Annotated in this window: 10 protein-coding genes; 5 read left to right on the plus strand and 5 right to left on the minus strand. The window is 73.2% G+C overall.

Annotation, left to right across the window (positions count from 1 at the left end; translation table 11 throughout):
* Window positions 1–222 precede the first annotated feature (222 nt).
* Together ACFVX9_RS35805 and ACFVX9_RS35810 are read right to left on the minus strand one after the other, a co-directional pair.
* Window positions 223–2,967: a M4 family metallopeptidase gene (locus ACFVX9_RS35805; RefSeq protein ID WP_387986007.1), complete on the minus strand. Its 2,745-nt coding sequence runs from the start codon at window positions 2,965–2,967 to the stop codon at window positions 223–225.
* A gap of 470 nt (window positions 2,968–3,437) precedes the next feature.
* Window positions 3,438–4,160, minus strand: a complete 723-nt coding sequence (locus tag ACFVX9_RS35810) for a MarR family transcriptional regulator (protein ID WP_380344617.1) — start codon at window positions 4,158–4,160, stop codon at window positions 3,438–3,440.
* 224 nt (window positions 4,161–4,384) lie between these two features.
* Here ACFVX9_RS35810 and ACFVX9_RS35815 point away from each other — a divergent pair, with 224 nt between their 5' ends.
* Entirely contained in the window at window positions 4,385–5,572 is a 1,188-nt protein-coding gene (locus ACFVX9_RS35815; protein ID WP_387986010.1) for a serine hydrolase domain-containing protein, read from the plus strand.
* 66 nt (window positions 5,573–5,638) lie between these two features.
* On the opposite strand, the gene ACFVX9_RS35820 is transcribed toward ACFVX9_RS35815, so the two are convergent.
* The 3 genes from ACFVX9_RS35820 to ACFVX9_RS35830 all read right to left on the minus strand — a co-directional run bounded on the left by ACFVX9_RS35820 (window position 5,639) and on the right by ACFVX9_RS35830 (window position 8,363).
* Complete coding sequence (locus ACFVX9_RS35820; RefSeq protein ID WP_380484675.1) at window positions 5,639–6,943, minus strand: RNA polymerase sigma factor; 1,305 nt, start codon at window positions 6,941–6,943, stop codon at window positions 5,639–5,641.
* Complete coding sequence (locus ACFVX9_RS35825; RefSeq protein WP_380344626.1) at window positions 6,943–7,362, minus strand: YciI family protein; 420 nt, start codon at window positions 7,360–7,362, stop codon at window positions 6,943–6,945. Before ACFVX9_RS35825 ends, ACFVX9_RS35820 begins: the two co-directional genes overlap by 1 nt.
* 146 nt (window positions 7,363–7,508) lie before the next feature.
* Entirely contained in the window at window positions 7,509–8,363 is an 855-nt protein-coding gene (locus ACFVX9_RS35830; protein ID WP_380344629.1) for a LysR family transcriptional regulator, read from the minus strand.
* A gap of 80 nt (window positions 8,364–8,443) precedes the next feature.
* Here ACFVX9_RS35830 and ACFVX9_RS35835 point away from each other — a divergent pair, with 80 nt between their 5' ends.
* From ACFVX9_RS35835 to tpg, 4 genes are all read left to right on the plus strand, one after another.
* Window positions 8,444–8,986, plus strand: a complete 543-nt coding sequence (locus ACFVX9_RS35835) for a cupin domain-containing protein (RefSeq protein WP_387986015.1) — start codon at window positions 8,444–8,446, stop codon at window positions 8,984–8,986.
* Window positions 8,987–9,028: 42 nt separating this feature from the next.
* A complete protein-coding gene (locus ACFVX9_RS35840) occupies window positions 9,029–9,391 on the plus strand; it encodes a DoxX family protein (RefSeq protein WP_387986017.1) in 363 nt (120 codons plus the stop codon).
* 222 nt (window positions 9,392–9,613) lie between these two features.
* A complete protein-coding gene (gene tap / locus ACFVX9_RS35845) occupies window positions 9,614–11,854 on the plus strand; it encodes a telomere-associated protein Tap (protein WP_387986020.1) in 2,241 nt (746 codons plus the stop codon).
* Between the two features lie 6 nt (window positions 11,855–11,860).
* Window positions 11,861–12,415 (plus strand): telomere-protecting terminal protein Tpg, encoded by a 555-nt coding sequence (tpg, locus tag ACFVX9_RS35850; protein WP_380346369.1) that lies wholly within the window; start codon window positions 11,861–11,863, stop codon window positions 12,413–12,415.
* Window positions 12,416–12,578 lie beyond the last annotated feature (163 nt).

Below are 12,578 nucleotides of genomic sequence, written 5' to 3' on the forward strand. Positions count from 1 at the left end.
AAGGGGCAGCCGAAGAAGGAGTGGAAGAAGGAGAAGCAGCTGGCGACATGGATCAGTTCCCTCTGGTTGCCGGGTGACCTGGACGGCCCCAGCCTGTGGCCCGCCGCTGGCAGACCGCGCACAGCGCGCTGGCACCCGCCGTCCACCCCGGATCCGCTGCCCGCCTCGCCGTCCGCCCCGGTGCCCGCCGGCACCGGGGCGAACGACGCGGCCGCGCTCGGATCAGCAGGACCCGGCCGGGCGGTCGCGGACCACGAGGTCGTTGCGCCCGGCGGTGGCGTCCAGCCAGACCGCCCGGGTGCCCTGGTCGGCGGCGGCGTGGAACTGGCTGCCCCGGTTGCAGGAGACCCGCACGGGGGTGCCGCCGCCGACCGGCAGCTGGTACAGCTTGGGCAGCGCGGCGTTCGACCAGCCGCTGCTCGGCTGGGCGCCGCGGTGCAGGAAGGTGACGGCCTGGTCGGTGGCGGTGAGCTCCATGTCCGCCGGGGTGTACGGCGAGTCGGCGGAGAGCAGGTCGCGCACGCCGGAGCCGTCCAGGGCGCCGGAGCGCAGGGCGGTCGGGCGGGTGCGGTCGGCCGGGGCGGCCAGCCAGAGCAGCCGGTCGCCCGCGAGCAGCGGGGAGGCGAGGTACGGCGGGTCGGTGCCGTTCGGGGTGCTCACCGGGTACTGGGCGGCGACCTTGCCGGTGGCGGTCGAGAAGACCGTCGGCGCCTGGACGCCGGCCCCGTCGGCCGTCCAGGACTCGATCCAGCCGAGCAGGCCGTCCTTGAACGCGAGGGACGTGAAGGACGTGAGGTTGTGGCCTTCGGGCAGCGGGAGTTCCACGGGCGGGGCGCCGTCGTGGGAGAGGCGGACCCGGGTGCGGCCGGTGTCGTTGTCGGTCACCGTGAAGGCGATGTCCCCGCCGGACACCCGGACGCTGCCGGGCGACTGGTCGGGGGAGTGGAACACGCTGCGCACCGGGCCGCCGGACAGCGGGCGGGTCAGCACCTCCGTCCCCCACGTGCCGGTGGCGTCGGGCCCGATCGCCAGCCAGACGGCGGACGTGCCGTCGGTGGCGGCCCAGCCGTGGATCCGCCCGTCGTCCGGGCTGAGCCGGGTCGGGGTGCCGGGGGCGGTGGTGGAGCCGGTGTACAGGGCCGTCGCGCCCTTGCCGTTCGGGTCGGTGTTGCCCATCACCCAGTGGCCTCCGCCCGCGGCCGGTCCGACCGGGGCGGAGGTGCCGGGCAGCAGCGGGCGGGTGTCCGTCCCGAGCCGGTTCTGCCAGCCGGCCTTGATCCCGTGTGCGTCGAACGCGGCCGCCACCTTGCGCAGTTGGGCTCCGCTGAGTTTGAGGGCCCGGCCGGCGGCGAGCACCGCGTTGCGTCCGTCGACGAAGTCGTCGAGCGGGGTGAGGTATTCGGCCATCGCCCGGTAGACGAGGCGGTCGGCGGTGAGCGGGTCGAGGGTGCGCCGGATGTCCCACAGGGCGCCGCTGAAGATGGTGGCGTTGAGGTGCGCGCCGCCGTTGTCCAGGTCGAGCCCGGCGCCGAGGTAGTCGTCCACGGTGGTGCGGTGGTCGTCCAGGCGGCGGTTCGCGCAGTCCTGCGGTGTGCCGGTGCGGCACAGGTTCTCGCCCATCAGCGCGGCCGCCGGGTCGTCCATGGACATGCCTCGGGCGGTGACCTCGATGGCGTTGCCGAAGTAGTCGGCGAGTCCCTCGTTCATGGCCCCGGACTGGCCGTCGCCGACGAGGTTGGCGGTGTGCTGGATGACGCCGTGGGTCATCTCGTGCCCGGCCACGTCGAGGGCGGCGGAGAACGGCAGGAACCTGGCGTTGCCGTTGCCGTAGAGCATCTTCTGCCCGTCCCAGGCGGCGTTCGGGAAGGGCTTGCCGCGGTTGCTCACGTTCACCACGGAGGTGATCGCGCCGCCCTTGCCGTCCAGGCCGTCGCGGCCGAGCCGGTCGTGGTAGAAGCCGTACACGGCGGCGGCGTTGAGGTGGGCGTCGGTGGCGCCGCTGGTGCCGGTGGAGGCGGGGAAGGCCGGGCCCGGGGAGGCGACGGGGAGGCTGCCGTCGGGCAGTCGGCCGCTGAACTCGTTGTAGTCCCGTCCGGTCGCGTCGTAGGTGGTGATGGTGACGGGCCGGGTGAGGTCGACGAGTTGGTAACTTCCGTCCGGCTGGCGGGAGATGTTCACCGGCACGGTACGGCCCAGGAGGTCGGGTGCGGTCCCGGTGGCGGGCTCGGCGGCGGCCGCGCCACGGGCGGCGCCGGCCCCTGTGTCGTCGGCGCCGCCGACCTGGTACGGGGCCGAGGAGTCGTGGGCGAGGGCGACCACGCCGAGCGTGGCGTCCGCGTAGACCTCGCGGACCAGCGGTTCGCCGTTGCCCGGGCCGGCGGTGTGCACGGTGAAGTGCCGGGCGAGTCGGCCGGTGCCGCCCGGCAGGACGACCAGGCCGCGGTCCTCGGCGGTGGCCCCGGCCCGGGCGCGCGGGTCGGGGAGCGAGTCGAGCGCCAGCTTGCGCAGCACCGCGTCCGGCACGGCGGGCGCGGTCGGCGCGGTCAGCCCGGTGAAGTACTTGCCGCCGACCGACTCCACCCGCTGGCCGGCCCCCTCGCCGGTGAGGCGGACCAGGTACTGCCCGCCGAGCACCGGTATGCCGCCGTGGTACTGCTGGAACCTGACGGTGCGCCGGTCGGCGGCCGTGCGCTCGACCGCGAGCTCGGTCAGCTGCCCCGGATCGACCCGGTACCGGTCCAGGTGGGCCGCGAGATGGGCCCGGGCCGCCTCGACCGGACCGCCGGGCGCCGCCTCGGACAGCCCGGTCACCAACTGCGGGGCGGCGGTGCCCTCACCGGCCACCAGGGCGGGGACGGGATCGGACTCGGCGGTCGGGCCCGGCGGCGCGGCCAGGGCGGGGGAGGCGGTCACGGTGAGCGCCAGCGCCAGACTCAGGGCGGCGCCCGAGCCGAGCACCCTGGCCACTGGACGGGAACGGTGATGCACTGCGGTCCTCCACGGAAATCGGCAGTGACGGCAGCACGACAGAGCTGCCTTTCACGGAGGAACGGGGCACCGGACAGGCCCGGTTCAGCCGGTCGCCGCCCTCCGGCCGCCCCCGCGGGGCCGCGCCCTCCCACCGGGTTCGTCGCCCCCCGCCCGGCGCACCCGCCCCGGACGAACGCTCTCCCGGGGCCCCCGGGGTGTCGCCCGGCAGCGCCGAGACGCAACTGCGCACCCGGCTCTACCCCGGCGGTCGGCCTCCGGCCCCACGGCCTGAACCAGCCCCCACCGGGCCGCCGGCACGCCCCGGGGGCCGACGGCCGGTCCACCGCGGCCACCCTGTCGAAGAACCCGCCGCGTATCCGCGGATACGGCACCCGATCGGGTGCGGAGCCCCACCCGCCCGGACCATTGCGCATCTCACCCGACCGCCCCGCAGGGGGCGTCCGGGATCAGCCGGTCCGCGATCCGGGCCGGCTCTCCTCCCGCCACTGCCGCACGGAGCGCACGATGTCCTGGCCGATCCGGTCCAGGAAGGCTGCGGCGTCGTCCATCCGGGCGCCGGCCGGTGTGCCGGGGCCGAGCGTCTCGGCGCCCTGGCGGGCGACGCCGGCGAGCATCGTGTTCCGTTCGGCGCTGGCCAGCAGTGCCCGGTACCAGACGTCGTCGTCGATGACGTACCGCTCCCGGCGCTGCTGTTCGCCGCGTTCGCGGCGGATCAGCGCCTGGCCCTCCAGGTAGCCGACGGCCTTGGAGACGGCGGCCGGGCTGACCTGCAGCCGTTGCACCAGTTCGCCCGCGGTGAGGCTGCCGTCGTCGGTGACGTACAGGCAGGCGAGGACCCGGGCGACCATGCGGGGCAGGCCGCTGTGCACCAGCAGTTCGGCCAGTTCGTCGGCGAATTCGCTCACCGCCTGCGGGTCGCGGCCCTCGGCCGGCGGCGTGGCGGCGGCGGCCGGTCGGGCGGTCGTGCCGCTGCGGCGGGAGCGCTGTGCGGTGGCGCGCTGGGCGTGTTCGGCCCGGTAGTCGGAGGGCCCGCCGTTGCGGGCGATCTCGCGGGTGACGGTCGAGGTCGGCCGTTCGATCTGCCGGGCGATCTCGCCGTAGCCCAGCCCTTCGGCCAGTCCGGCGGCGATCCGGTGGCGGTCCTGCGGGGTCAGCCTGGCTCCGGGCATCCGTCCTCGTCTCCTTCCGTCGCGTGAACAGTATCCGTCCGGCTCGCCCACTGTTGCAATGGAGTTGCGACGTTCTGTTGCATTAACCGGGAGGGTCATTGCAAGAATATTGTGGTATCTACCTGCGAATACATCCACCATCGGCAGGTTTCGTATTGACCATTATGTGAATTTGCTCGTAGCTTCTTCCCGAACCGCGACACCACATCGAGGGGGAACACGCCATGGGAACCACCACGCGCGCAGCCGTCGCCACCCTGCTCGCCGGGGCCGTGCTGGCCGGCGCCGCCGTCGCACCGGCGTTCGCCGCGCCCGCGCCGGGCGGCAGGGGCGGGCACCCGGGGGTCCAGCGGGTGCTGGACGGGGCGGTGGCCACGGGCGGTCTGCCCGGCGCGGTCGCCGAGGTCCGGGACGGCGACCGCCGGTGGTTCGCCAGTGCGGGCGTCGCCGACCTCGCCACCGGGCGGGCCCGTCTCGTGCAGGACCGGTTCCGCATCGGCAGCACCACCAAGACCTTCGTCGCCACCGTCGTCCTCCAGCTCGCCGCCGAGGGGCGGCTGAGCCTCGACGACAGCGTGGAGCGCTGGCTGCCCGGCCTCCTCGACGCCCCCGGCTACGACGGCGAGCGGATCACCGTGCGCCAGCTCCTCAACCACACCAGCGGCATCTACAACTACGCGATGGACGAGAAGGTCCGGCAGGAGGCGAGCGGCCTGCCCTTCCTGCGGCACCGCTTCGACAGCTACACCCCCGGACAGCTCGTCCGGATCGCGCTCGCCCACCGGCCCGACTTCGCGCCCGGTACCGGCTGGACCTACTCCGACACCAACTACGTCCTCGCCGGCCTGATCGTCGAGCGGGCCTCCGGCGGCACCCTGGCCGCGCAGATCGAGCAGCGGATCACCACCCCGCTGGGCCTCACCGGCACCTACGAACCCTCCTCCGACGACACCGCCATCCACGGGCCGCACGGGCGCGAGTACTCGCGTCTGGGGCTCACCGGGCCGAACGCCACCGCCTACGACGTGACGGAGCTGAGCCCGTCCTGGGGCTGGGCCGCCGGCGACATGGTCTCCGACGTCCGCGACCTGAACACCTTCTTCGCCGCCCTGCTGGGCGGACGGCTCCTGCCGCCCGCCCAGCAGCGGGAGATGTTCACGATGATCCCGACCGGGCACCAGTGGATCGACCAGGCGGAATACGGTCTGGGCGTCGCGGGCATCAGGCTCGACTGCGGCCCCACCGTCTGGGGCATGGGCGGCGCCATCAACGGCTCGTGGTCCTACGTGTTCGGCACCCGCGACGGCCGGCACCTGCTCGCCACCAACGTCAACGGCGACTGGGTCGAGGGGAGTTGGCCGATCGCGGTGTTCACCTCCGAGCTGGAGGCGGAGTTCTGCCCCGGCTCGTGACGGCCCCGCCTCGCGACGCCCCCGCTCGTGACGGCCGGGCACGATTCGTCCCCGCCCGCCCGGGCGTCATGGCAGCGCGGCCGCCTTGCGCAGCAGTACCGACCGCTCGCGGGTGTTGCGGCACAGCCGGGCGGCGAGTTCCAGTTCGGCGCGGGCCTCGGCGGTGCGGCCGAGCCGGGTCAGGAGTTCGCCGCGTACGCCCGGGAGCAGGTGCGATCCCGAGAGCCGGCCGGAGGCGGCGAGTTCGTCGACCAGGTGGAGCGCCTGCTGGGGTCCGTTGGCCATGGCGACGGCCACGGCCCGGTTGAGTTCGACGACGGGGGAGGGGGCCACGCGGCCGAGTGCCTCGTAGAGGAGCACGATGTGTTCCCAGTCGGTCTCCTGCACCGAGGGCGCCGCCGCGTGGCAGGCGGCGATCGCGGCCTGGAGGCCGTAGGGGCCGAGGCCCCGTCCGGTGGCGGCGGCGCGGCCGAGTGCGGCCAGGCCGCGGTGGATCGCGGAGCGGTCCCACCGGCGCCGGTCCTGGTCCTCCAGGAGCACCGCCTCCCCGTCGGGTGCGGTGCGGGCGGCAAAGCGCGCGGCGGTGAGTTCGAACAGTGCGAGCAGTGCGCACGCCTCCGGTTCGGCGGGCAGCAGGGCGGCCAGCGTCCGGGCCAGCCGGAGTGCCTCGTAGGCGAGGTCGGGGCGTAGCAGGTGGTCGCCGGCGGTCGCGGTCGAGCCCTCGGTGAAGATCACGTACAGGACGCTCAGGACGGCGCCGAGCCGTTCGCGCCGTTCCTCGGCCGGCGGCAGTTCGAACGGCACGTGCGCCGCGGCGATCGTCTTCTTCGCCCGGGTGATCCGGGCCTGGACGGTGGCGGTGGGTACGAGGAACGCCCGGGCGATCTCCTCGCTGGACAGGCCGCCCACCACGCGCAGCGTGAGCGCGACCCGGGCCTCGGGGGAGAGCACGGGGTGGCAGGCGGTGAACATGAGCGCGAGGACGTCGTCGTCGACCCGGTCGGGGTCCCACGGCAGTTCGTGCGGCGGTCCGGAGGCGGTGGCCGGGCCGGAGCTGAACTGGCCCTCGGCGAGTTGGCCCGCGAGCAGGGTGTAGCGCTCGTCGAGGGCGGAGGCGCGGCGGAAGGCGTCGATGGCGCGCCGGCGCGCGGTCGCCAGCAGCCAGCCCACCGGGCTGGTGGGCACGCCGTCGCGTGCCCAGCCGACGAGTGCTTCGGCGAGCGCCTCCTGGGCGACGTCCTCGGCGAGCGCGAAGTCCCCGGTGTAGCGGGCCAGTGCGCCGACGATCCGGGCGGACTCGATCCGCCAGAGGGCCTCGGCGGCCCGCCGGGCCGATTCGGTGCTCGGCGGGCCGTCGGGGGTGGTGGGCATCAGTGCTGGCCGGTCCGCTCGCGCCAGGCCCGCTCCTTGGCGATCCACTCGTTGTCCTGCGGGAACTCCTCGATGCCCGGTACGCGGCGGATCTCGACCTTCGAGCCGGTGATGGCCGGGAGCCGCTTGGCCCACTCGACGGCCTCCTCCTTCGAGGCGACGTCGATCACGTAGAAGCCGCCGAACAGTTCCTTCGTCTCGCCGTAGGGGCCGTCGGTGACCACCGGGCTCTGTCCGCTGAAGTCGACCACCACGCCCTGGGAGGGGTCGTCCAGTCCCTCGGCGGCGACGAGCACGCCCGCCCGGATCAGTTCCTCGTTGAAGCGGCCCACCGTTTCGAGCATCTCCTCGAAGGGCGTCTCCATCATCTTCGCGACGCTCTCGTCCGTGCCCCGCATGATCAGCATGTACTTCGACATCGTCACTCCTTGCTCGGGGGCCGCTTTCCGGCCCTCTCCATCCCAGGTCGAACGGCGTGGCCGCGGATCGACACGGCGGGCGGATCCGGGACCACTTTTTTTCGACGGACGCCACCCTCTCGCAGGGCGGCCTCCTCTCACACCTGTCACACCTGGCGGTACGCGGCCGTCGCGATCTCGGCGAACGAGCGGACCAGCGGGTTGGTGTCGCCGTCGTTCCACACCGCGACCACCGGGCTGGGCGCCATGTCGGCCAGCGGGACGGTGGTGAGGTTCTCGGGCAGGTCGTGTCCGAGCGGGGCCAGGCCGACCGTGCTGTTCCAGAGCACGGCCTGCAGGCATTCCTGGACGCCGCGCACCACGGGGCCCTCGCGCGGCGTGCCGCCGTTCCAGTACGACTGCCACCGGGGGTCGGTTCCCGGGGGGAACTGGAACCAGCGGCGGCCGGCCAGGTCGGCCAGTTCCAGGCGGCCGCGCCGGGCCAGCGGGTCGTCGGCGCGCAGGACCGCGCCGACCGGGTCGGTGCGCAGCACGCGCACCGCCAGGGCGGTGTCGTCGAACGGCGCGCGGGTCAGGGCGACGTCGACCAGTGCGGCGCGCAGTCCGCAGGTCGGGTCGGTCAGGTCGGTGTCGCGCACGCGGATCTCGACGCCGGGGTGGCTGCGGCGGAAGGCGGCCGCCAGCCTGGTGATGCCGGGGTCGGTGCCGTCGCCCAGGATGCCGACGGTCAGGGTCGCGGCACCGGCCGCCGCGGCCACGCGCGCGCGCAGGCGCTCGGCCCGGTCGAGCAGGGCCCGCGCCTCGTCGAGCAGCACGGTTCCCGCCGGGGTGAGGGTGACGCCGGCGGGGGAGCGGGCGAACAGCAGGGCGCCGCTCTCCTTCTCCAGCTGCTTGATCGCCCGGCTCAGCGGCGGCTGGCTCATGTGCAGGCGGGTGGCGGCCCGGCCGAAGTGGAGTTCCTCGGCGACCGCCACGAAGTAGCGCAGGGTACGTAGCTCCACGCTGCGACGATACCCGCCGGGTATCGGCGTGGTGGAACGGGTCTTGGACACCGGCGGGGCCCCGGCGGTGGACTCGGAACATGACCGACACAGCGAAGACCAGTGAACCGCAGGCCGGCCCCACCGTATCGGTGGTCGCCCCCGGCGAGGGCGAGACGATCGTCATGGGCACCACGCGCATGCGCGTCCTGGAGGACGGCAGCCACACCGGGCACCGCCTGGCGATGACCGAGTCCCTCCTCGCCCCGCACACCCCCGGACCGCCGCAGCACCGCCACGCCCGCCACGACGAGGGCTTCTACGTCATCTCCGGCACGGTGCGCTTCACCGTCGGGGACCAGCACCACGACGCGGGCGCGGGCACGTTCGTGATGGTCCCGCCCGGCGCCCCGCACACCTTCGCCAACGTGAGCGACCACAGCGCCGTCATGCTCAGCGTGTTCACCCCCGACCTGTACCTGCAGTACTTCCGGGACCTGCGGGACATGACCGCCGACGGCGGGCCGCCGACCCCCGAGGCCGGCCTGCGCACGATGAGCCGCTACGCCACCGAGCCCGTCACCGAGCCCGTCACCGAGCCCGTCACCGAGCCCGTCACCGAGCCCGCCGCCGACCTGGCCTGAAGCCGACCGGCCACCCGCCGGCGGTGACCGTGAAAGGACGTCATGACCATCGCCTACTGGTTCCTCGCCACACCGCTCGCCGCCTTCTACCTCTACGCGGGCGCACTCAAGGCGACCCGCGACCGCGACCGGCTGCGCCCGATGATGGCCTGGGTGGACCGCGTACCGCTGCCCGCCGTCAGGGCGCTGGGAGTGGCCGAACTCCTGGGCGCGGCAGGCCTGTTGCTGCCGCCGGCGGTCGGTGTCGCGCCGGGGCTGGCCGTGGCCGCGGCCGTCGGGTTCGTGCTCCTGCAGACCGGCGCGATCGCCGTGCACCTGACCGGCGGGGACCGCCGCGTCGCGCTCAACGCCGGGCTCCTCGCCGCCGCGGCCGCGACCGTCTGGCCGGCCGCCGCCGGGATGTGACCGGACGCCACCCCGAACCCGCCCAACACCCCCCAACCGCCGCCGTCACCACACCGCGAACACCAGATGTTCCAGGGCTAAGAGCACCCACCTCCGCCAACGAACAGCCAGACAGCCAAAAACCCCATGGAACAGCCACAAAGACAAGGCCCCACCACCACCAAAGAGCTTCAATTCCAGGGTTAAAAATGGACTAGTGTAGGGCGAGGAGGTGGAGTTCCGATGCCCACACAGGACGAACTGTTCGCAGCAGTGGACGCACTACTGAACGACCCAGGCCCACAACTGCCGGAGCCAACCGAAAGAGCACGCCTCCGAGAGGCCGCCGGAGTCACCCAAGCGCGACTGGCCCAGGTACTGAAGTCAACGGTGCAATCCGTGAAGAACTGGGAAGCCGGCCGCTCCGAGCCGAGGCCACCACGCCTGGAAGCCTACGCACGCCTCCTCGAAGGCTGGGCCCAACAGCACCCCACCCCCGCCCCCGCAGCCCGCACAGTCGAAGAAGTCCCGGCCGCCTTCGCCCCAACCCCCACCCCCACAAAGGCCGAGCCGAAACCCACCACCGACGACACCGCGAACCCGGACGACGACAGCCCCCGCCCCGACCGCATCCCGCCAGAACAACCAGCCGAACAACCACAACCACAACCGCTGCGCCCCGCCGCCCGCCCCACACCACACAGCGACGCCCAATACCCCCACGGCCCACTCGCAGTACTGGACGACGACGGCACCGCCTACGCAGTCGGCGGCCTACTCCTGGACTGCCCCGCCACCACACTCGCACAACTGGTCACCTGGGCCCTGACCGAATCCGGCCTGGGCACCCCACGACTGCACCGCAACGGCAAGGACTCCGACCCCCTGATCGTCCTCACCGCTGCCGCCGCCCAGAAACTCGGCCTGCCACCCACCCTGGACGACGACCCGGCCACCCGCCGCACCCAGCGCCTGCCCGACGACCACAAGATCGTCAAAGCACTCGCCCGCTCCAAATGGCAGCTCACCCGCCGCGGCTTCGGCCCCTGGGCCCGCATCTACAAGCCCGTCAAAGACGGCCGACGCCAATGCGTACAACTCGCCGTCCTGCCCTGGCGCGCCCTGGACACCCGCGCCTGGGGCGACGCCGCCCACCTGCCCGCCCCCGACCTCGCCCGCGTCCTCGGCGTCTACGCCCAACGCGTCATCACCCCCCGCGGCTCCAGCGCCACCAGCGGCCTGGAACTGATGACCGCGCTACGCCCGCCCACGAGGGCGGTACGCGACGAGCAGAGCGGCGGGTGGGTGTCCGGACCGAACCCGGGCGCGCTGACCGAAGTCGTCCAGGCAGCGCCACCGGAGGTCCCGCCGGAGCACCCCGCCGCACAGGGCTGGACCGGCGGCTTCCTCGACGAGGAGTCCTACCAGTGGATCCGCCCGGTCGAGACCCTCTCCGAAGCGGAGATGATCGAACCGTTCGCGGTCGGCATCGACATCAACACCGCCTACCTCGCCGCCGCCGCCCGCCTCAACGTCGGCCTGTCCGGCCCGCTCCACGTCACCAACCCACACTTCGACAAAAAGACCCCGGGCAGCTGGCTCGTCGACCTGTCCCACATCCCCACCGACCCCCGCCTGCCCAGCCCGTTCACCCCGACCGGCAACCCCCCCACCGGCCCGGCCTGGTACACCACCCCCACCGTCGCCTACGCCCAGGAACTCGGCCACGACGTCACCCCGACCGAGGCCTACCTGCGCGAGCACAGCGGCGCCTACCTCGACCCCTGGCACGACCGCCTCCGCGAGGCCTACGTCACCACCATGGCCGAGGCCGGCATCCCCACCGACAAGGACACCGACGAACGCGCCTTCCTCGCCGCGATGACCGCCCACCGCCTCCTCAAGAACGCGGGCACCGACCTGGACGCGCTGCGCGCCGCGCTCGCCGCGGAGGGCCTGGGCCACCTGGCCGCGATGGGCGACGACCAGCTCGCCTCGGCCACCTGGCGCCACCACCAGATCGCCATGGTCCTCTCGGCGGTGAAGTCGACGGTGAAGTTCGGGATCGGCAAGCTGCGAGAGCGCCCCCAGGGCCTGACCTACAAGCCCGGCGAGCCGTGGCCGGCGCTTGAGCGCGAGACCTGGCGCCCGGACATCCGGGCCGCGGTCATCGCCAAGGCCCGCGTCAACATGCACCGCAAGATGGCCAACGTGGCGAAGGCCAACGGCCGTTACCCGCTCGGCGTCAACAACGACTGCGTCGTCTACGCCTCCCCGACCACGGACCCGCTCGGCTTCCTGCCGCTCACCGGCTCGGGCAAGGTGCTGCCCGGCACCTTCCGCCTCGGCGCCACCCCCGGCCTGGCCAAGGTCGAGGGCATCCAGCAGATGCTCACCGTCGTGGACTGGCTGGAGCGCGACCAGCCGATCAACCCGGCCCGCCACATCAAGGGCTACGACAGCAGCACCATCGAAGGGAAGTAGGAGGCTGTGGAGGAGATCACCGACGCGATCGACCGGGCCGCGCCCGAGCACTTCACCAAGGCGCCACCCAAGAGCGCGCAGGCCCAGATGCGGCTGCTCGCCAAGGCGGCCAAGGGCGACACCGCCGCCCTGGCGGCCCGGCTCGGCGTGAGTCGCCGCACCGTCGAGCGCTACCTCGCCGGCCAACGCAAGACCCCCAGGGCCGCACTGCGCGAAGCCCTGAAGCGCGAGGTCCAACGAGTGTGGCAGCCCGGCATCCGCCGCCGGGCCCGCAAGAAGGCCGCCACCAGCACGGGCATCACCGTCGAGGTGTGGGCCTACTTCGGCTACACCGCCCCCGTCGGCACCACCGACGAGGCCCGGCTACGGCACCTGACCGTCCACCTCCCACCCGCCTACGCCGGCCGCCTCTTCACCGCCCAGGACCAGGGCGCCGGTGACCAACAGATGCGCGCCATCATGGCCGAGGGATTCCAGGAAACCTACTTCAAGGACGGCGGACGCGCCGCCGGACTCGAAGTCGAGTTCACCGGAATCCAGGCGATCGACGTCCAGTACTGACACCAGGCAGGAACACTGAACCTACACAGTGCATCATTGCGATGCACCGAAGCGGGGGACCCGCAAAACCCGGGGGGAAGATTCCCCCTGTTGCCGGATCAAGGTGGAGGGTGGAGGGGGGTCAGGGGGGGGGGGGGGAAGAGGAGGTCACCAAGCCCGAACA

Source organism: Kitasatospora sp. NPDC058243, from assembly GCF_042882025.1.
Lineage (GTDB): Bacteria > Actinomycetota > Actinomycetes > Streptomycetales > Streptomycetaceae > Kitasatospora.